Source organism: Pseudoalteromonas sp. MM1 (assembly GCF_030296835.1).
Taxonomy (GTDB): domain Bacteria; phylum Pseudomonadota; class Gammaproteobacteria; order Enterobacterales; family Alteromonadaceae; genus Pseudoalteromonas.
The window spans coordinates 744,226-765,864 of sequence record NZ_AP027923.1 but is presented as its reverse complement, the minus strand read 5'-3'; the positions used below and the strand labels follow the sequence as shown (position 1 = coordinate 765,864).

Here is a 21,639-nt window from a genome sequence, read left to right as displayed (position 1 = left end):
TGCTTTCGTTCATGAGTGATTATGTCAGTGATTCATCAACCCCATTATCGGTGTGTAACACTAAGCGCCTCTGTGTGCTTTGAGAGAATTAATGAGTAGCAGCTGCTTTATGCCACGAACAAGTTTAATATCAAACGCGAGGTAAACTCGCTGCTACTTGTTTGTTAATGCGCAACTTGCTTTCGTTTAAAGCAACGCTTTTATAGGCATAAAAAAAGCCGCATAAAATGCGGCTTTGGGGGTTTAGTCTCACTTCACTTTGGGCGTGTCTCCAAAACTTAGTGAATACGTTACCAAGGAACTGTTTGCTAATTTAATAAAATTGCGTTTATTAAATAGACTCTAATGCAATTTTAACCATTTCGTTAAACGTGCTTTGACGCTCATCGGCTGGTGTTGCTTCACCAGTGATCACGTGATCGCTTACCGTGAATAACGCCATTGCATTTGCACCGTACTCTGCTGCTACACCGTATAAACCGGCTGTTTCCATATCGACAGCAAGTACACCTAGTTTGTCTAGGTCTTTGTAGAATGTGTCGTCAGCTTGGTAGAAGGTATCGGTAGTAAATACGTTACCTACTTTTGCTTTAATACCTAGCTCTTTAGCGGCGTTAACGCCGTTTAATAGTAGGTCAAAGTTAGCAATTGCTGAAAAATCGTAACCACGAACGCGTGCACGGTTTACGTTTGAGTCGGTGCTTGCGCCTTGTGCAAAAATTACGTCGCGAATTTTAATATCTGTACCAATACCACCACAGGTACCAATACGGATAATGTTTTTAACGCCAAAGCTTGCAATTAACTCTCGCGCATAAATAGACATAGATGGTATGCCCATGCCCGAACCCATAATACTTACAGGTTTACCTTTATATGTGCCTGTAAAGCCGTACATGTTACGTACGCCTGTTACTTGTACAGCATCATCTAAAAAGTTTTCAGCAATGTATTGTGCACGAAGCGGATCGCCCGGCATTAATACTGTTTCAGCGAAGTCACCAACGTTTGCACTAATATGCGGAGTACTCATTAATTGTTTTCCTTTTTATTTAGGCGCGTTTAGCTTGTTTATAAAGCCGTCACCGTATTCAAGTGCAGGTAAGTTAAACCACTGTGCTAGGGTTTGACCGATATCTGCAAAGCTATTGCGCTCGCCAAGCGGGGTATTTTGCATGCCCGGTTGATAAGCTATAACTGGTACATATTCGCGGGTGTGCTCAGAACCTGGAAAGGTTGGGTCACAGCCGTGATCTGCAGTGATCATTAACACGTCATCTGCATTTAATTGGTTTAGTATAGTTGGTAAGTAATCGTCAAATTCTTTTAACGCTTTTGCATAACCAACAGGGTTGCGGCGGTGGCCAAATTTTTCGTCAAAATCAACTAAATTGGTAAAAATTAAGCTGTTGTCTGGCGCGCTTGCTAATACTTCGCTGCTTTTTTCAAGTAAATTCATTAGCCCTGGGGCTTTGTGCTTTTGTGTAATGCCTTGGTGTGCGTATATATCTGAAATTTTACCAATGCTTATTACTTCACCGCCGTGTTTTGATAATACATCTAATAACGTAGGTGATGGCGGCAGCACAGAATAGTCTCGGCGGTTACCTGTACGCGCAAAATCTGCACTATTTGTACCTAAAAACGGCCTGGCAATAACACGACCTATATTTAGCTCGTCAAGTAACTCGCGGGCAATTTCACACACTTCGTAAAGGCGCTCAAGGCCAAAAGACTCTTCATGTGCGGCAATTTGAAACACGCTATCTGCTGAGGTGTAACAAATTGGTTTACCTGATTTTACGTGCTCTTCGCCTAATTGTTCTAGAATAGTGGTACCTGATGCATGGCAATTGCCTAAAATGCCAGGTATACCGGTACGCGCTATAAATTTGTCTACAAATTCTTGTGGAAAACTCGGCTGTGTTTTAGGGAAGTAGCCCCAATCAAATAACACAGGTACGCCGGCCATTTCCCAGTGCCCTGATGGCGTATCTTTACCGCTTGAAAGCTCTTTTGCATAACCCCATGCACCTTGCGATGCTTGACGCTCAGAAACTAAACACGTTTCACCGCCCGCTGCCTCACAGGCATCGATTAAACCTAATTTAGATAAATTAGGTAACGATAACGCTTTACCCGTTTCGTCGTGGTATGCTTTTAATAAGTGGGCGAGTGTATTTGCTCCAACATCACCAAATTTGTCTGCATCGGGTGCTGCGCCTATACCTAGGCTGTCTGCCATTAAGATGATTGCTCTTGCCATGTTGACCTCACTTTGCTTCTAGGTGGTTACTTTATCCGCTGATCGAATTTTCCGTACAGGACATAAGTCCTGTTTCATAAAAGCTAAACATTATAAATTTGCGTTCTTAAGCAAAGCAAAAGAGATTATTCGTGTCTTTTTTGCTATTGTGATCAACCAAACAACTTTTCCTTTCTGTGTGGGTGAGAACTTTAGTGACACGAACTATTATAGCTATTGCTGGCGCATCGGCGTCGGGCAAATCTCTTTTTAGCCAAACTATTTATAATGAGTTGGTTAATGAGCTTGAACCAGGCGCTATCGCCATTATTGAAGAAGATGCTTATTACAAGGATCAGTCGCATTTGCCTATGGAACACCGTACGCAAACTAACTACGACCATCCTGATGCATTTGAACATGAGTTAATGCTTGAACATTTAACTCAGCTTCGTAGTGGTAACTCTGTCGAAGTACCTACTTATGATTATGCACAACATACACGAAGCGATGAAACTCGTCGCGTTGCTGCAGCTAAAATTTTAATAGTAGAAGGTATTTTATTATTAAGTGATAAAGCACTTAATAAAGAATTTGATATTAAGGTATTTATAGATACACCCCTTGATATTTGCTTAATGCGTCGTATGCAACGAGACATGGAAAAAAGAGGCAGAACATTACAATCTGTTGTTGAGCAATATCAAGCAACTGTTAGACCGATGTTTTATCAATTTATTGAGCCTTCAAAGCATAACGCTGATTTGGTTGTGACTCGAGGCGGAATGAACCGCGTTGCGATTGATATTATTAAAAGTAAAATTAAGTATTTACTACAAGAATAATAACGGGAAACATCTGTATGACAACATTTATGAGCTTAGTAGGCATGTTTGTACTACTAAGTATTGCTTTTGCGGCGTCGACTAACCGCAAAGCAATTAACTTACGCACCGTAGCGATAGCCTTTGCCATGCAAGTAGTTATTGGTGGGTTTGTGCTGTTTTTTGAAGCAGGCAAAAACGTGTTAGCAAGTATGTCTAGTGCCGTCTCTTCGGTTATTAGCTTTGCAAACGACGGGATTGGGTTTTTATTTGGCCCGCTTGCTTCGCAAGACACTCTCGGTTTTATTTTTGCTATTCAAGTTTTACCGGTCATTGTGTTTTTCTCAGCACTTGTTGCTGTGCTTTATCACATTGGCATTATGGATTGGATAATTAAAATTCTGGGCGGTGGTTTACAAAAACTATTGAAAACCTCTCGTACAGAATCGCTCTCAGCTACGGCTAATATTTTTGTTGGCCAAACTGAAGCACCTTTGATTGTTAAGCCGTTTATAGCAACCATGACTAAGTCTGAGTTGTTTGCCGTAATGGTTGGCGGTTTAGCTACCGTAGCGGGCTCTGTAATGGCAGGTTACGTAATTATTGGTGTAGAGCTTAAGTATTTAATTGCCGCCAGCTTTATGGCTGCACCAGGTGGGTTTTTAATGGCCAAAATGATTGTGCCAGAGACCGAAACACCTAAAGATACGCTTGCAGAGTTAGACAGCGATGAAGACAAGCCGGTTAATGTTATTGATGCAGCGGCATCAGGCGCAGCTAACGGTATGCATTTAGCGCTAAATGTGGGCGCAATGCTATTAGCTTTCGTAGCATTAATAGCATTATTAAATGGTTTATTAGGCGGTATTGGGGGTTGGTTTGATTACCCTACTTTAACGCTACAAGAAATTTTAGGTTATGTATTTGCTCCTGTTGCATGGTTACTTGGCGTACCATGGGATGAGGCAATCATAGCAGGCAGTTTTATTGGTCAAAAGTTAGTAGTAAATGAATTTGTTGCTTACTTAGACTTTATAAATTATCGCGATACGTTAAGTGCGCACACTCAAGCAATTGTAACATTTGCGTTATGTGGGTTTGCTAATCTATCGTCGATAGCTATTTTACTAGGTGGATTAGGCGGTATGGCGCCTAGTCGGCGAAAGGATATCGCACGCTTAGGGCTCAGAGCAGTGTTAGCAGGATCTATGGCTAACCTTATGAGCGCAGCAATTGCTGGGTTTTTCCTCTCGCTAGCTTAGAAACTTAATGAGATGAACACCGGTGTTGCAAAACAAGAAGATAGTACTTTAAGGGGTTAAAGCACTATCTGACTTGAACGATACTTCACCAAGGGCCGCAAGGCCCTTTTATCGTTTTAGAGATGCTCTTTTATACTCTACTCACCCACTTTCCCCACCTCTAAATACTTATACAACTTGCGGAAATAATTACGCTTTCCTCCACTTCATTTAGCAAATCAATTGGTAAATTTGTAATCTTATACCACACTAGTATTAGCCAATATCAACTAATACCAATTAGCTTAATTAAGTGATCTATTTTAAGGCTGGAAAATCGTGCTGGTAATTAGGCAAAAATTAGCTACTTAGCTGTTCTAAGTGAGAATACTTTAACGTATCTAGCGACACGTGTAGCTCTGTAAAAATGATTAAGTATTATTGCAGATTTGTATAATTAGCCTGCTATACGTTATGCCAAAGCGTATCAATAAAAAATGGATTATAGAAACACTAGAAGGTAAGCCAAATTAATGCGTGTATTTATATTTTTGTTCTTGTTATGTTCTTTTTTTAGCGCAGCATCACAAAAGCAACTTTTAGTCGTGACTGAACTTGCTCCTCCCCATCAGGTACTAAACGATGGAGAAGTCACAGGTGCAGGTACAGAGTTTATTAGGCAGGTTTTTGAAGCCGCAAATTACACTGCAGACATACATATTTACCCTTGGGCACGCGCTTTTATGGTTGCATCAAAAGTAAAAAACACCTTTATATACAGCATTGCACGAACGCCCGAGCGAGAAAAACAATTTATTTGGATAGGCGAACCTATTGGTTATTTTGAACTAGGTTTTATAGCTTTAAGCTCACGCCAAGATATTAAAGTAACAAAAACAGAAGACGCTAAATCTTACAAAATAGCTATGCAACGTCATGATTACGCCACAAAAATTTTAACCTCACTTGGTTTTGAGGTTGTATTAACATCGGATATAAAGCAATCCTACGCTTTGTTAATAGCAAAAAAGGTTGATTTAATAGTTGATGATCCGGCATTTATGCTGCAAATGGCAGAGTACCTCAAACTAGAAAAAAACTTTTTGAGTGTTATTCATATCGTTGATGAGCTCAAGGTGCATTCTTATTTAGCTGCTAATTTAGGAACAGCCCCCCAGTATATAGATGCTCTAAATAAGGCTTTTTTTGAAGTAACTAAACACACCCCCTCACCTTATATTCAAGCCCCATAACATCAACTTAATTAAATAATAACTCTGTATATGCACATCAAATACAATACAGGTTTAGTATTATACCAGCCCGCTTAATTAAGCGATTTATTTTGAGGTAGAAAAACATGTTGATAGCTAGGCAAAATATTTGCTATTTGGTTGTTCTCAGCAAATGCTCCTGCATTGCTCTATCTTCTGCATCCATGCAGTCGTAAATGAAAATTTTTAAATGCCGGTAGCGTCACGTTTAGTCCCTAAAAATGCTTAAATATTATTATGGATTGGTATTAGTAGTTGCTATAGGGCTGAATAAAAGAGGCTAGTTCTCGCTCTTCTTTAAGTAATTTAAATGCATATTCAAACTGTTGTACTATATGCTGAGGAACAGCCTTATTAAAAGCTAGATAGTTGTCTTTTAAGTCGCTACTAACAGGTAGTTCAATTAACTTTTTGACATTATCTAAATTAATATTATAAGGCCTAAGTTGATTATATATAACATGCTCAGAGCCTAATATAAGGTCTATTTTGTTATTAATAAAAAGCTGAATATACTGCTGCTCTTCTCCAAAGGTCATTAGATTTTGCCCTTCTATAAACCCGATATTTTTAACTAACGACTGGTAAATATCAGCCCTTACCATACCTAATATGTATTTTTTTGTATCGGTGATTGTATTAACTGTAATATCTGAACGGCTGTTTAATTTATAAAAATAGGTTCGCGCGGTAGTTAATGGACCAAGCCAATTATAAAGGGGGATCCTGTTAGTCTGTTTAGCAATAGAGAATATAGCTGAGTGGGGTGTTTTATTTACTAATGTGGCCGCGCGTTTCCAGGGCATTACTTTAAAGTCGCACTCTACTTCTGCTTTAATACACAATGCGTTGACTATATCGTAGTTAGCGCCAACAAGTTGGCCGTGCTCGTTTATAAAATTATAGGGTGCAAACTGATCTGTATAAATAACTAACTTAAAATGGTTTGCATAGCTAAACGTGCTTAGGAAGGGACAAGCAATAAGAAAGAAGAGTTTTAGAATAACCGCACCACTACATTAATTTATATTATTAAATGATAGATGGCAGTGTTGTACAGTCAAATTTTAGGCACAAAAAAAGCGCCTTAAGCGCTTTTTTTTATTTTTACTTTAAAAGTAAAAATTATAACGGAGTGATGTTATCCGCTTGAGGACCTTTTTGACCTTGTGAAAGAGTGAACTCTACACGTTGGCCTTCAGCTAAAGTTTTGAAACCTTCGCTTTTGATTGCTGAGAAATGTGCGAAAACGTCTGGGCCATTTTCTTGCTCGATGAAACCAAAACCTTTAGATTCGTTAAACCACTTAACTGTACCTGATACGATGTTAGACATTGTAATATCCTGATATAAAAATAAAAAATATGCTCATAAGAGCGGGTGTAGCAAAAAATGAGATGGTACTTAAAAACTTCAGGACGGTACTACAAGTATTACTTATACAACAACGAAATAAAGATTTATAAACTATCATGCTTTCTTTCTAGCTGCGGCCCACTATATAGAGTTAACTATATATGTCAAGCCTTTATGTTCAGCAACAGAATTAATTTGTGATAAGGGCATAAATCGTAAACCTAATGCATCGGTGTATTCAGCCATTATACACCCCTAACTCGTTACTCTATCCGTATAAACAGCTGTACTTTGCAGTTGTACACAAAAATAGATAAGCTACCTGCCACTTATCTATTTAGCGTTGGAGTGTATTTTTGCTAAATAAATGCTTTATTTCATCTATTGTTTTTTTATCTGGGTGCTTAATGCCATTACAATCTTCTTTTGCTAAATCTTCATTGTCTCTTGAGCAACAGCTTGGCCAAAAACTCATTCTTGATTTACGCTACTTTTGTCAGCAAGGGATTAGCAAACATTGTAGAACACCGGTTACTTCCCTCCCCGATGAGCTATCAGCGGCCATTACAAAACATAATATTGGCGGCGTTATTTTATTTTCTGAAAACACCCAATCTATTGAGCAAACCATTACCCTTAACAGTCAACTACAAGCTGCTGCAAGTAAATCAAGCTCTAAGCTGCCGTTATTTATTTCGATAGACCAAGAAGGCGGACGCGTAGCGCGTTTACCACGTGATGTAGCCACTTCGTTTACAGGAAATATGTCTATTGGTGCTACTTATAAAAAGCATGGCACCAAATACGCAACCCAATCAGCCACTGTTATAGCTAAAGAGCTTAAATCGTTAGGTATTAATGTTAACTATGCCCCCACGGTAGATGTAAACATGAACCCCGACAATCCGGTCATTAATGTACGCTCGTTTGGTGAAAACCCAGCGTTGGTGAGCAAATTGGGCGCTTCACAAGTAGCGGGGTTTGAAAGCAATGGTGTTATTAGCTCGTTAAAGCATTTTCCGGGGCACGGCGATACCAACGTAGATAGCCACACAGGGTTACCACAAGTCAATCACTCAAAAGAAGACATATACCAACAAGACTTAGCTCCCTTTAAACATATAATTGCCACGCAAAACCCAGGTATGATTATGACGGCGCATATTCAATACCCACAACTCGATAGCAGTACATTTGTAAGTGTTGATGGCAAAAGCATGATAAAACCCGCCACTATGTCACGTACCATTATTACTGATATTTTAAGAGAAGAGCTAAATTATCAAGGTGTGGTGGTAACCGACGCTTTAGATATGGCTGGTATTAGCCATTTTTTCACCCCGACTCAAGCGGTGATCAACACCTTTGCTGCAGGCGTTGATCTTGCGCTTATGCCAATAGAAATCAGAACGCCGGCTGATTTAAACGCACTCGACAACCTAATGGATGAACTAGTTGCATCGGTTAATAGTAATCAGCTAAATAAAGACGAAGTAGCTCAGTCAGCTGCGCGTATAACAGCTTTAAAAAATAAGTTTAAATTAACGACAAAGTTAGACCCATTAAGCATGTTAGCCAAAGCAAAAGATATTATTGGCTCTCAAGCACATCGAAAAATAGAAGCAGAGCTTGCCGTAAATGCTATAACTGAGGTTAAAAATAACGCAAATATATTGCCCCTTAGTTTAAACAAAGGCCAACACATTCATATTATTATGCCCGATACTCGAAAATGCATGGCCATGCAACAGGCACTGAGTACTATAAGTACAGCCACACTTAAATACAGTTGTAGTAGTTTGCAAGGGTTTGACCCAGTAAAAGCACATAGCTTAATTAAAAATGCAGATATTGTAATTGCAGGCAACGCTACGCCTAACCAAAGCGCTGTAGAGATTGGCGGAATGGATGATTTAAAAGACGACCCTCACTTTGCACTCAATACTGCTGAGCAACCTAAAGCCTTATCATCATTACTCGATATTGCTGCATCATTAGATAAAAAAATAATTTTTATAAGCTTACGTGCCCCCTACGATATAGCGCAGTTTGGTAATAGCGCTAACGCAGTACTGGCATCTTATGCTTATAATATTGATACAGATAAAAACAATGTCGTAGCAGGGCCTGCATTTACAGCGCTTGCTAAAGTATTGTTAGGCAAGGCACACGCGCTTGGTACATTACCAGTTACCATAAAATAATAATAACAAGGGATAAAAATGAAACTTAATTGCGATTTAGGCGAAAGCTTTGGCGCATGGAAAATGGGGTTAGATGATGAAGTAATGCCTCATATTGATATGGCAAATATTGCGTGCGGGTTTCACGCAGGAGACCCAGATGTAATTGCCGATACATTGCATTTAGCAAAGCGCCACAAAGTACAAATAGGTGCGCACCCCAGTTACCCCGACCAGCAAGGCTTTGGCAGGCGTTCTATGGCGCTTAGCGCGCAAGAACTTACTAATTGTTTACATTACCAAATTGCCGCCCTTGATGGCATGGCTAAAGTGCAAGGCTTAACACTTAGCTATGTTAAGCCTCATGGTGCTTTGTATAACGATATGATGAAAAACGACCATATTTTGCAAACCGTTATTACAGCCATTGCTCATTACCCCTCGCCACTAAAGCTCATGCTGTTAGCTACTAAAGACTCAGCTAAACATGCTCTTGCCGCTAAAACGTTAGGCGTAGAACTTATTTTAGAAGCCTTTGCCGACAGACAATATACAGATGAAGGGCATTTAGTTTCTCGCCAGCTTGAGGGCAGTGTTCACGACAAACCTGCTCTTTTAGCGCAAGTAAAACAACTATTAAGCGACGGCAGTGTCACTACCCGCTCAGGAAATACACTAAATTTAAATGCTAATAGCTTATGTGTACATGGCGATAACGCAGCCGGTATTGCACTCATTAGAGAAATAAAATCACTGTGTGAGTTAGCTTAATAGCTCATACTCCCGAGCTGTAAAGCCCCTTTACAGCTTTAACTCGTAGTTACAAATTATAGTTTCACCGCATCGCGCTTTTCATCCCTTCCCTGCTGACATATAACTATGTATACAAAAACCACAACAGGGAATACAAATGAAGACGCTTATGGCACTTAGTTTGAGTAGCAGTTTATTACTCGGTAGCAGTCAGCTAGCTTTTGCAAAAAACAACACACTACAGTTGCAAGATGTGTTTAATCTTGAATACGCCAATCAGATTGATATAACTGAGGATGGTAAAACGGTGTACTTTGTACGTAATCGTATGGATATAAAAACCGATCGCAAAGTCAGTAATATTTGGTCAGTAGATTATAAAACCAAACAACTACAGCCGCTTACATCTGGCGTGCATATGGATCACTCCCCAGTACTTTCACCTGATGGCCAACGCCTTGCATTTATATCTAACCGCGATGGTAGCAGTCAAATTTATATGAAGTGGCTTAAAACAGGTGCTGTAGCAAAAATTAGTAACCTAACCAGCAGCCCACGAGCCATTACTTGGAGCCCTAATTCTAATCAGCTTATTTTTAGCATGTTTGTGCCAAGTAGTAGTGCACCACCCGTTAACTTACCTGGCAAGCCAAAAGGTGCTACATGGGCAGAGCCAGCTAAATTTATAGATGATGTTTACTACCGAGCCGACGGTGGAGGATACACACAAAAAGGCTATAGCCAATTATTTGCAATTGATGCAAACGGCGGTAATGCAAAGCAGCTCACTGATGATGAATTTAATAATGCAGGTGAGGTAAGTTTTAGTAAAGACGGTAAATCACTTTATTTTTCAGCTAATAGGCACGCTCAAAATCAATTAAAACCTACCAATAGCGAAGTGTATAAACTTAATTTAAACACGCTAGCTATTGAGGCAGTAACCAATAGAGATGGCCCTGATCAACAACCTAAAGTATCTCCCGATGGGCGTTACTTAGCCTACACAGGCTATGACGATAAACGCACCAATTACGAAAATACGCAGCTTTATATTCGTGATTTAAAAACCGGCGATACTAAAAGCCTAACCCCTAGTTTTGATAGAAGCGTGGGGCAAATTAAATGGAGTGCCAATTCTAAAGGCGTTTATTTTAGCTACGCAGACGAAGGGAAAACCGCTCTTGCCTATCAACCACGTAGTGGTAAACGTAAAGTGCTAACCGAGCAAATAGGTAGCGTTGCTTTTGGACGCCCTTACTCAGGAGGCGATTTTGATGTAAGTGAAGATGGCGAAATTGTTTTTACTCTGGCTGACACTCAACGCCCGGCCGATATAGCCACTTTAAAACGAGACAAAGCTCAGCGCCTCACTACGCTTAATGCCGATGCGCTAGGCGATAAAGAATTGGCGAGAGTAGAAGAAATTTGGCTTAAATCAAGCCACGACCAACTACCAATTCAAGGTTGGATCGCATACCCTCCGGGGTTCGATAAAACAAAAAAATACCCACTTGTTTTAGAAATTCATGGCGGCCCTGTGGCTAATTACGGCCCTCATTTTAGTACCGAGGTACAATTATTTGCAGCCAAAGGGAACGTAGTTTTATATATGAACCCGCGAGGCAGTGACTCATACGGTAAAACGTTTGCTCAAACAATTCATCATAATTACCCTAGTAATGATTTTGACGACTTAATGAGTGGCGTTGATGCGCTAATAGCGAAAGGCTTTATTGATGAATCTAAACTATTTGTAACTGGTGGTTCTGGCGGTGGTGTTTTAACCGCGTGGATTGTAGGTCACACTGATAGGTTTGCTGCAGCGGTGGTTGCTAAACCTGTTATTAATTGGTTCAGCTTTGTACTAACTGCAGATTTTTATCCGTTTTTTGCCGATTACTGGTTTCCGGGTAAGCCTTGGGATCATATTGAGCACTACATGAAACGCTCACCAATTAGCTATGTAGGTAATGTAACAACGCCAACCATGCTTTTAACGGGTGAGTCAGATTACCGCACTCCTATTTCTGAAACCGAGCAATTTTATCAAGCTCTTAAGCTGCAAGGTGTTGATACCGCTATGGTGCGCATTCCTAATGCGTCGCACGGAATTACAGCGCGCCCTTCTAACTTAATGACCAAAGTAGCCTACATTCAATGGTGGTTTGATAAACATACAAATGAAAAGTAAGTTGTGTATTTAAATTTAATATTAGCCACCCCTGTGTGGCTAATATTTTGCCCAATGTAAAACTGTAAACCCCCTTTACAGTTTATATACTAAACCATATCGGACTTAGCTGTTTTTCAGTTAGTAAAATTTCGGTTTATTACACTTTTTGCGGCATGAGTTAGTAAAAAACCGGTTTGAGCCACTGTTTATAAGCATTCAGTTAGTAAAAAAATGTTTTATAACGGCATTAAGTTAGTAAAAATTCGGTTTATTATTTTTTAGTAGCCACCTTAAAATATAAAAAACAGCCTATTTAGCTAAATATTTACCGCATTTTATCCCTTTTAAAGTAAAAATACGCCATTAAAGCGCTTTAAGTCATCAGCTAGTTAAACACTGATCTAAAAATTTTTAGGCTAGTTAAAACGTGATCCAGTAAATTACTAGGCAACAAAAAAGGGCCATATGGCCCTTGAGTAACACTATCTAGAAAAGTTAAAACTGGTTCATGGTGTTATCTTCACCACCGGCTTTGAGGGCATTCTCACCAGAGAAGTACTCTTTATGCGTATCGCCAATATTAGAGCCTGCTAAGTCTTGATGCTTAACAGAGGCTTGTTCGCGGCGAATTTCTTGGCGTTGAACGTCGCGTACATAAGCAAGCATCCCCATGTCACCAAAGTAGCCTTCTGACAAAATATCAGTGCTCAGTGCAGCCGTATGGTAAGTAGGCAGCGTAATTAAGTGATGGAAAATACCCGCTTCACGTGCACCATCGCGCTGGAAGTTTTGCACTAATACATCAGCTTCGGCAGCAAGCTCTGTAGCGTCCATTTCGGGTGCCATAAAGCCTTTGTTATCACCAAGGCTTGGGTATGCACTTACATCTTTACCTTCATCTACCCACTGCTGATACACTTGCTCACGGAACTTAAGCGTCCAGTTGAACGACGGTGAATTGTTATAAACAAGTTTCGCATCAGGCACTTGCTCTTTAACACGGTTTACTAGCTCTGCAATTTGCTTAACATGTGGTTTTTCGGTTTCAATCCACAATAAATCAGCACCTGACTGTAAGCTTGTTACACAGTCTAGTACTACACGGTCTTTTTCAGTGCCTTCACGGAACTGGTACAAACCATTTTCTAAACGCGTTGGCTTACATAATTGGCCATTAATCTTCATTGCCGTATCGCCTTCGTTTAAGTCATCTACACCGTTAATAGGTGTGGTTTCTAAAAACGCATTGTATTGGCTAGCTAAATCTCCTGGCGTTTGTGATACAGGCACTTTTTGCGTCAGGCTTGCACCTAATGAGTCGGTACGCGCAACAATAATACCGTTATCAATACCAAGCTCTAAAAATGCGTAACGTACAGCATTAATTTTTGCTAAAAAGTCTTCGTGCGGAACAGTTACTTTACCTGCTTGATGGCCACACTGTTTAGCGTCTGACACTTGGTTTTCTATTTGAATGGCACATGCACCCGCTTCAATCATCTTTTTAGCAAGTAAGTAAGTTGCTTCTTCGTTACCAAAACCAGCATCAATATCGGCAATAATAGGCACTACATGCGTTTCAAAATTATCAATTTTATCTAGCACCGCTTGCACATTGCCGCCATTGGCTTTGGCTTCATCAAGCTCGTTAAATAAGTGGTCTAGCTCTCGCGCATCAGCTTGTTTTAAAAACGTATAAATTTCTTCAATAAGCGCAGGCACAGAGGTTTTTTCGTGCATACTTTGATCGGGTAACGGCCCAAATGCAGAGCGAAGGGCTGCAACCATCCAGCCACTTAAGTAAACATAACTGCGCTTAGTGGTTTTTTGATGGCGCTTTATTGCCATCATCATTTGCTGTGCAGTAAAACCATGCCAACAACCTAAAGACTGTGTGTATTGGCTGGTGTCTTTATCATAAGCGGCCATATCTTCACGCATTACATCTGCGGTGTATTGGGCAATTTCAATCCCAGTACGAAAACGGTTTTGTAAACGCATGCGGCTTGCATATTCTGGGTTAATGGCTTTCCATGCACTGCCTTGAGATTGGCAAAGTGTTGCTAGAGTATCGGTTTCACGTGTGTATGTTGTCATAATAAAATCCTTCGAACGGGTCTATAAATTATTTAAATTATTGTGAGAGTGGCTAGGAGTGTGTGCTCCGTATCGCTTAATTCAACATTAGGCTTATTTTTTAGATTTAGTAAATTTATAGTTGTTATTGCCGCTATATTTTTTGTGAATGATTAAAATGCATGCACTGAGCCTTTTTTGCGTTATTGTTGTTTTAACGCACACAACAACACCGCGACCGTTTAAGGAAGGTAAATATGGCACACACTCTCACACACTCAGGGCTAAGCGTAGATACACAGCTGGCCAACTTTGTAAAAACACAGCTACTCCCAGGCACTCATTTATCTGAGCAACAATTTTGGCAAAGCTTTGCAAACATAGTGCAAACGCTTACCCCGCAAAATAACGCCCTTTTAGCTAAGCGCGAGCAGCTACAACAACAAATAGATGACTACCATAAAGCAAATAAAACGTGGGATAGCGCGAAGTACCAAGCATTTTTAACAGACATTGGCTATCTAGTACCAGAGCCTGCAAACTTTACAATTGAAACGCAAAATGTAGAGCCCGAAATAGCACTTAGCGCAGGCCCACAGCTTGTTGTGCCTGTTAGTAACGCACGCTTTGCACTTAATGCGGCTAACGCGCGCTGGGGTTCGTTATATGATGCTCTTTACGGCACCGACGTACTAAGTGAAGACGATGGCGCCGAAAAAGGCACTACGTATAATCCGGTTCGTGGTTTTAAAGTAATGGCGTATGCGCGTCAGTTTTTAGATAAAGCCCTGCCCCTTAAGAATGGCTCACATATAGAAAGCACAAACTACTCAATTGTTGAAGGTGCTCTGTCTATTACCTTAAGAGACAGCTCACATACCCAATTAAAAAACCCCGAGCAACTGATTGGATACCAAGGCGAGGCACAAAACCCAAGTGCAATTTTACTAAAAAACAATGGCCTGCATGTAGAGCTACAAATAGACCACCACCACCCTATTGGCCAAGCCGACAAAGCAGGCTTAAAAGATGTGCTACTTGAAGCTGCACTAACAACCATTATGGATTGCGAAGACTCAGTTGCTGCAGTAGATGCCGAGGATAAAGTACAAGTTTACAAAAACTGGCTTGGTTTAATGCAAGGTAACTTGGTTGAATCGTTTAAAAAAGGCGATAAAACCATAGAACGTACCTTACAAAACGATAGGCAGTATACCGCCCTTGATGGTAGCAGCCTTACGCTCAAAGGCCGCAGCATGATGTTTGTACGCAATGTAGGCCACTTAATGACAAACCCTGCCATTACCGACATATACGGCCAACCGGTATTTGAAGGAATTATGGATGCTATGTTTAGCGCAACCGCCGCTCTGCACGATTTAAATAAAAAAACAGGCATTAAAAATACCAGTGCACAAAGCATTAATATTGTTAAACCCAAAATGCATGGCCCTGATGAAGTTGCCTTTACCAATACGCTTTTTACCATGGTAGAAGAAGCGCTTAGTTTGCCAAAAAACACCTTAAAAATGGGAATAATGGATGAAGAGCGCCGTACCTCAGTCAATTTAAAAGCCTGCATTCATGCAGCCAAAGCGCGCGCGGTATTTATAAATACCGGCTTTTTAGACCGTACGGGCGATGAGATTCATACCTCTATGCACGCGGGGGTGGCTTTGCCAAAAGCAGCGATTAAAACTCAACCGTGGATCAAAGCATACGAAGATCGTAACGTTGACACAGGCCTTGCTTGCGGCCTAAGCGGTAAAGCGCAAATAGGTAAAGGTATGTGGCCCATGCCAGATAAAATGGCACTTATGATGGAACAAAAGCTGGCTCATGTGCAATCTGGTGCTAATACCGCATGGGTGCCCTCGCCTACCGCTGCAACTTTGCATGCTATGCATTATCACGATGTAGATGTATTTAGCGATCAAAAAGAAATAGCCAAACGCGGCATCGCAAGCCTTACAGATTTACTTACGCCTCCTTTAATGGCACAGCCACAAACGCTTAGTAAAGAAGACATACAAAGTGAGCTTGAGAACAATGCACAAGGTATTTTAGGCTACGTAGTACGTTGGATAGACCAAGGTATTGGCTGCTCAAAAGTGCCTGATATTAACCATATAGGCTTAATGGAAGACAGAGCAACTTTGCGTATTTCAAGCCAACATATGGCCAATTGGCTACAGCATGGCGTGTGCACACAACAACAAATAGAGTCTGTTATGGCTAAAATGGCCAAAGTGGTGGATGGCCAAAATGAGCACGATAGCGCGTATAAGCCAATGGCACAAAGCGAAGAGTCACTTAAAAATAGTATTGCTTATCAAGCCGCTTTAGCACTTGTATTAGAAGGTGCTAAGCAGCCAAGTGGCTACACTGAGCCGCTACTTCATAGCTATCGATTAAAATATAAAGTAAAACATCATAACCTAGCTGAATAGCTAACATTTTTTTAATACTAAAAAAGCGCGTTTTGCCTACACAAAACGCGCTTTTTGTTTATCGTTATGTTTACTAACTGTAGCTATGCTCTAAATTAATTTTTAACGATGGCATTGTGATACACATTTTGCACGTCATCACAGTCTTCAAGCATGTTGATGAACTTGTCAAAATTAGCAATCACTTCTTCATCTTCAATTTCAACATGTACTTGCGGCACAAACGTAATTTCATCTACTTCAAAGTTTATTCCTTCAAAGTTTTCCTCAAGTGCTGTTTTAGCTTTATAGTACTCAGTATGTGGTGCAAATACCGACACTTTACCATTTTCAACTTCAACGTCGGTTACATCAACATCAGCCATCATAAGTGCTTCAAGTACTACTTCATCATCGTCACCGGCAAAACCTAGTACAGCAAGGTGATCGAACATGTGTGCAACACAACCCGGAGTACCAATTTTTGACTCTGTTTTGGTAAACGGTAAGCGCACATCTTTAATTGTGCGGTTTGGGTTATCTGTTAAACAATCAACAATAACCATGCAGTTACCTGGGCCATAGCCTTCGTAACGTGCAGGCGAGTAATCTTCCCCTGCCCCGCCGGCAGCTTTTTCAATTGCTTTTTCTATTACGTGAGCGGGTACTTGGTCTTTTTTTGCTTTTTCTATAAGGCGACGCAGTGATTGATTGACATCAGGATCTGGTTCGCCATTTTTAGCGGCAACATAAATTTCTTTACCGTACTTTGAGTTAACTTTAGTTTTTGCGTTGGCTGTTTTAGCCATCGAGCTCTTACGGACTTCAAATGCTCTGCCCATCTTGTGCCTCTAATCAATACGTTAATTTTACCAATATTTTACCAATTCAAACCCTATTGGGCTAGTTTTGAAATTTAAATAAAGCGAGAATTATTACACGAAAATATTATTAAAAGCCTATTTAACATAACTCAACTTTTTTAGAATAACTTTCAACTAAAGTTACTAACTCAGTAAAGTCGCGCAAAACGTAGTCTGCTTGATCAGCATAAATAGGAGTAGCTTGGGGGGCGTACAAACACGCACGCATTTTAGCATTATGCGCCGCTTGTATATCGTATAAAAAATCGCCCACATACACTAAATTGCTTGGGCTTATATTCCAAAGCGTAGAAATTGCATTTAGCGCACTGGGATCCGGTTTTGCTGGCGCATCGCTACGGGTTAAAACCGTTTCAATGGGAAGCGGGTTATTTTGTAATTTTATTGCTGCCGCTTTATCAAAATTGCGGGTCACAATAGCCATGGGGATATTTTTGACTTTAAGGGCATTAACAGCTTCGGTTACACCTGGCAATATAGTGGCACACTGTGCGTCTTGCAGTTCGTGTTGATGCACTATATTCATTGCCTCTTCACGCATATAGGGCGAAGGAAGCTGGGCAATATAATCAAGTAGGTCTTGCTCGCATGGGCAACCTATTTGTGCTTTTATAAGCGAAAAATCTAACTCAGACGAAACTAACGTGCCATCTAAGTCAAAGATAACTCCTTGAATAGCCTCTACTTGCGCTTTCATATCATTCCTTGAATGGGGTAAAAATCAATACAACATGTGTACACATAATGACTCTACTTCATGAGAATAATTTAGCAAATGTTTATCAAACAAATTATTAGAAAAGTATTCACTTATCTATTACTTAGCCTTATAAACACTAATTAATTACTAAAATTCTACGAACAGTTATTAATAACAGATCAAAAATGAACACAGCATAAACAATAGGAGAATACGCGCACATAAACTGCAGTGCGCGTAGGTTGGGGAAGCATTTATTGCTCGAATTTAGCCTCGAGCCAAGTATCGTTTTGGGTAAAATGAAGGGTTTTAATCTTGCCTTTACCTTCTACGTTTACCATGTTTACTTGTGAAGGCCATAAGTCACGCAACGCCCCGTTACTCATTTTTATGCCTTCAATCCCTTTAGGGATAGGCGCTTCTTGATACACCCAAAAAAACTTTCCATCAATTTGCGCACCTACTTGGCTAAGCGTTAATGGCTCGCCTTTTAAGGTTTGCAATGCAACATGCGACTCAACATAGTCAACAAAACGTTGTTGGTCGGCCTTGTTGCTGATGATATCGGCTTTTCCATCAAATAAATGCGCTACGGCATGCTCAGTATCATGTAGATAAAAACGGTGCATGAGCTCAATATTATGGGTGCGTTTATTAAAAAGCACCGTAGTAACCGATGACTTTAGTTGATGCGCCAAACTTGGCGCAGCAACTAAAAGGCAAACAATAATAAGCATAAAGCGCATTATTGTTGCTCCTCATCTTTTTTCTCGTCTTTTTTAAGCTCAGTTTTAATGTCTTGCATAATATCGCGACTCACTTTCGCTTTACTCTTTTCCTTTTTATACACTTCGATGCGTGAAGGAATAATACGACGAGGGTAGTTGTTGTTCTCAACATCTACATCGGCAGTTTCCCAGCGCGGGTCAACGGTTACCGATACAAGCGGCTTATTCTTATCTGTAACAATAAGCTTTTGTACATTTTTATGGTTACGGCGCCAAATTTCGGCTGGAATGTAACGTTCTTCTTTAGTGCCATCTTCATACGTTAGCTCTAATAAAATAGGCATTACCAAGCCACCTAGGTTAGAAAACTCCATTACATAGTAATTTTTGTCTTCTTCAAGCGCGCGCTCTAGCGTTTTACGCTCCCACGGCTCTAAGCCTTTTAAAAATTTATTGTACGAGTTACGTTCTTTATTGGTAACAGTAAAGCGATCGTTTTCGTCGTAAAAGTCAGTAATATCAGGGTTTTTCTCAACCCACGTTTTTTTACCTTCTTCACGGTTACGCTTAACAAATAGTGATGTTGGCTTATCAGCTTCAATATCGCGTAGGCGTTTAAAATCAATATCAGGGTTTTTGGTATCTAAACGTAATTGATAAACCTTATCTAACGAGATATCTACATGGTCTGTACTGTAAAACCAACCACGCCAAAACCAATCTAAATCAACACCTGATGCTTCTTCCATGGTACGGAAAAAATCAGCTGGAGTAGGGCGCTTGTACTTCCAGCGCTGTGCGTACTCTTTAAAAGCAAAGTCGAATAAGTCACGACCTAAAATAACTTCACGTAAAATATTAAGCGCCGCAGCTGGCTTGGTATACGCATTTGGGCCTAAACGCAGTACGCTGTCTGACTGTGTCATAATAGGTACTTGGTTTTGCGATTTCATGTAACTTACGATGTCACGTGGCTCAACACCCCATGGAATTGTTGGATCCCATTCACGCCCGGCAACACCATCTAAAAAGCTATTTAAACCTTCATCCATCCAGGTCCATTGGCGCTCATCAGAGTTTACAATCATAGGGAAGTAAATATGGCCAACTTCATGAATAACCACACCAATTAAAAAGCGTTTTTCAGCTTGAGAATAAGTACGTGAGCCATCATCTTGAAGCTCTGTACGTGGGCCATTAAAAGTGATCATTGGGTATTCCATACCACCAACAGGGCCATTTACCGATTGCGCCACAGGGTATGGGTAGTCAAATGAGTAGCGAGAATAGACTTCCATTGTATGTACTACAGATTCGGTTGAATATTTTTTCCATAAATCGCCACCTTCTTTAGGGTAAAACGACATAGCCATAACTAAAGGCTGTTCATCACCACCTTGCTGGTAACCTTTTGCATCCCACATAAATTTACGCGACGACGCCCAAGCAAAGTCTCGCACATTTTCTGCTTTAAAGTGCCACGTTTTTGTTTTATCGGTACCTTGTTTTTCGTTTTCGAGTGCTTCTTCTTCAGTAACAATAAATACAGGGCGTTTTGCTGTTTCGGCTTTTTCTAAGCGGTTACGCTGCGTGCGAGTAAGCACCTTGCTTGCGTTATCTAACTTACCTGTTGCCGATACAATATGATCAGCAGGTACAGTAATTTCTACATCGTAATCACCAAACTCAAGGGTAAACTCACCACGGCCTAAAAACGGCTTGTTTGTCCATGCTTCGTAATCGGTGTACGCAGCTAAACGCGGAAACCACTGCGCAAGTAAAAATATATCGTTGCCATCTTCTTCAAAGTGCTCATAGCCAGAACGTGCGCCTACAGCATCTTCTTCAACAATGTTAAAAGCAAAGTTCATACTAAACTCAACTTCTTTGCCTGGTTTTAGCGGCTCGTTTAAATCGATACGCATCAGCGTATCAACCACAGTTACGCGAAGCTCCTCACCATTGTCATCTTTTACATTGCTAATTGTATAGCCTAACTCGTTGTCGCTCATAAATTGCTGACGACGTAGCTCCCCTAAACTCAATTTAGCCGGTTTTTGCGCAGGTAAACTATTTAGCGTACTTTTAAATGTTTTAGTGGTTTCGGCTATTGAGTCGCTTTTAAAAATATTTTGATCTAACTGTAACCACAAATACTTAAGTGTATGCGGCGAGTTATTTTTATATTCGATACTTTGGCTTGCTGTTAAGCGACGCTTTTTTTCGTCAAGCTTTACATCTATGTCGTAATTAACACGCTGCTGCCAGTATTTTTCGCCAGGCTCACCTGCGGCACTACGATAAACATTGGGGGTAGGAAGTGCTTCGTCTAACTGACGAAACTTATCAACAAATGAGCCTTTAGTTTGCTCAACGGATGACGCAAGCACAGCGCTCGACATTGCCAAAGGCAACACAAACGCGCTTAGCGTAAGAACTGTTTTTTTCATTATGAGTCCTAGTGTATTTTTGTGAGCGTACTTTGACAAAGTTACTATTTTTGTTCAATTAATTAGCGACCAACCGCCCATTAAACACGGTAATATTCACGTTGTTTTAACATGCATTTTTAATCAGTAAATTGAGCTGTTTTTAAAACTGTAAAGGGGGTTTACAGTAAGTATCCAAACAAAATGTATTATTTAAGGTACAAACCCTGTATTTATAAGGGTTCAGGCCTAATTCATGCCATTAGCTTAGGATTAAATTAAGGTGTAAAAATATGTTGTTTAAATTGAGCTTAAATTTTTAGTATTAGGACTGCTTTAAC

At 40.3% G+C, this 21,639-nt stretch carries 16 protein-coding genes; 7 read left to right on the top strand and 9 right to left on the bottom strand.

Annotated features, from left to right (window positions below; all coding sequences use genetic code 11):
- Window positions 1–331 precede the first annotated feature (331 nt).
- Window positions 332–1,033 carry a purine-nucleoside phosphorylase gene (gene deoD / locus QUE46_RS20110; RefSeq protein ID WP_286248559.1) on the bottom strand — a complete coding sequence of 234 codons (702 nt, stop codon included), beginning with the start codon at window positions 1,031–1,033 and terminating at the stop codon, window positions 332–334.
- Window positions 1,034–1,048: 15 nt separating this feature from the next.
- Complete coding sequence (locus QUE46_RS20105) at window positions 1,049–2,266, bottom strand: phosphopentomutase (protein ID WP_286248557.1); 1,218 nt, start codon at window positions 2,264–2,266, stop codon at window positions 1,049–1,051.
- A 194-nt stretch (window positions 2,267–2,460) separates the two neighbouring features.
- Between QUE46_RS20105 and udk the strand changes: the two genes are divergently transcribed.
- The 3 genes from udk (at window position 2,461) to QUE46_RS20090 (ending at window position 5,563) form a co-directional block, all read left to right on the top strand.
- The gene (gene udk / locus QUE46_RS20100) at window positions 2,461–3,090 is read left to right on the top strand and encodes a uridine kinase (RefSeq protein WP_004587190.1); all 630 of its coding nucleotides are present in this window, start codon (window positions 2,461–2,463) and stop codon (window positions 3,088–3,090) included.
- Between the two features lie 17 nt (window positions 3,091–3,107).
- Complete coding sequence (locus QUE46_RS20095) at window positions 3,108–4,331, top strand: NupC/NupG family nucleoside CNT transporter (RefSeq protein WP_055013477.1); 1,224 nt, start codon at window positions 3,108–3,110, stop codon at window positions 4,329–4,331.
- 512 nt (window positions 4,332–4,843) lie between these two features.
- Entirely contained in the window at window positions 4,844–5,563 is a 720-nt protein-coding gene (locus QUE46_RS20090) for an ABC transporter substrate-binding protein (RefSeq protein WP_286248551.1), read from the top strand.
- Window positions 5,564–5,832: 269 nt separating this feature from the next.
- Here QUE46_RS20090 and QUE46_RS20085 read toward each other — a convergent pair whose 3' ends face one another.
- Together QUE46_RS20085 and QUE46_RS20080 are read right to left on the bottom strand one after the other, a co-directional pair.
- Window positions 5,833–6,480, bottom strand: coding sequence for an ABC transporter substrate-binding protein (locus tag QUE46_RS20085; protein WP_286249268.1), 648 nt, complete (start codon window positions 6,478–6,480; stop codon window positions 5,833–5,835).
- A 229-nt stretch (window positions 6,481–6,709) separates the two neighbouring features.
- A complete protein-coding gene (locus QUE46_RS20080) occupies window positions 6,710–6,919 on the bottom strand; it encodes a cold-shock protein (RefSeq protein WP_004587186.1) in 210 nt (69 codons plus the stop codon).
- A 428-nt stretch (window positions 6,920–7,347) separates the two neighbouring features.
- Between QUE46_RS20080 and QUE46_RS20075 the strand changes: the two genes are divergently transcribed.
- The 3 genes from QUE46_RS20075 to QUE46_RS20065 all read left to right on the top strand — a co-directional run bounded on the left by QUE46_RS20075 (window position 7,348) and on the right by QUE46_RS20065 (window position 12,070).
- Window positions 7,348–9,144, top strand: a complete 1,797-nt coding sequence (locus QUE46_RS20075; RefSeq protein WP_286248545.1) for a glycoside hydrolase family 3 protein — start codon at window positions 7,348–7,350, stop codon at window positions 9,142–9,144.
- An 18-nt stretch (window positions 9,145–9,162) separates the two neighbouring features.
- On the top strand, window positions 9,163–9,894 hold the full coding sequence (locus tag QUE46_RS20070; RefSeq protein WP_286248543.1) for a 5-oxoprolinase subunit PxpA: 732 nt from the start codon (window positions 9,163–9,165) through the stop codon (window positions 9,892–9,894).
- Between the two features lie 139 nt (window positions 9,895–10,033).
- Window positions 10,034–12,070: a S9 family peptidase gene (locus QUE46_RS20065; protein WP_286248541.1), complete on the top strand. Its 2,037-nt coding sequence runs from the start codon at window positions 10,034–10,036 to the stop codon at window positions 12,068–12,070.
- A 477-nt stretch (window positions 12,071–12,547) separates the two neighbouring features.
- Here the strand turns inward: QUE46_RS20065 and QUE46_RS20060 are convergent, their stop codons facing one another.
- Window positions 12,548–14,149, bottom strand: a complete 1,602-nt coding sequence (locus QUE46_RS20060) for an isocitrate lyase (RefSeq protein WP_286248539.1) — start codon at window positions 14,147–14,149, stop codon at window positions 12,548–12,550.
- Between the two features lie 236 nt (window positions 14,150–14,385).
- Here QUE46_RS20060 and QUE46_RS20055 point away from each other — a divergent pair, with 236 nt between their 5' ends.
- Entirely contained in the window at window positions 14,386–16,578 is a 2,193-nt protein-coding gene (locus QUE46_RS20055; RefSeq protein ID WP_286248538.1) for a malate synthase G, read from the top strand.
- Between the two features lie 95 nt (window positions 16,579–16,673).
- On the opposite strand, the gene QUE46_RS20050 is transcribed toward QUE46_RS20055, so the two are convergent.
- From QUE46_RS20050 to QUE46_RS20035, 4 genes are all read right to left on the bottom strand, one after another.
- Entirely contained in the window at window positions 16,674–17,399 is a 726-nt protein-coding gene (locus QUE46_RS20050) for a YebC/PmpR family DNA-binding transcriptional regulator (protein WP_286248537.1), read from the bottom strand.
- 121 nt (window positions 17,400–17,520) lie between these two features.
- Entirely contained in the window at window positions 17,521–18,138 is a 618-nt protein-coding gene (locus QUE46_RS20045) for an HAD family hydrolase (RefSeq protein WP_286248535.1), read from the bottom strand.
- A 257-nt stretch (window positions 18,139–18,395) separates the two neighbouring features.
- Window positions 18,396–18,887: a DUF6702 family protein gene (locus tag QUE46_RS20040; protein WP_286248532.1), complete on the bottom strand. Its 492-nt coding sequence runs from the start codon at window positions 18,885–18,887 to the stop codon at window positions 18,396–18,398.
- Entirely contained in the window at window positions 18,887–21,319 is a 2,433-nt protein-coding gene (locus tag QUE46_RS20035) for a M1 family metallopeptidase (protein WP_286248530.1), read from the bottom strand. The genes QUE46_RS20040 and QUE46_RS20035 overlap by 1 nt, the downstream gene beginning before the upstream one ends.
- Between the last annotated feature and the right edge of the window lie 320 nt (window positions 21,320–21,639).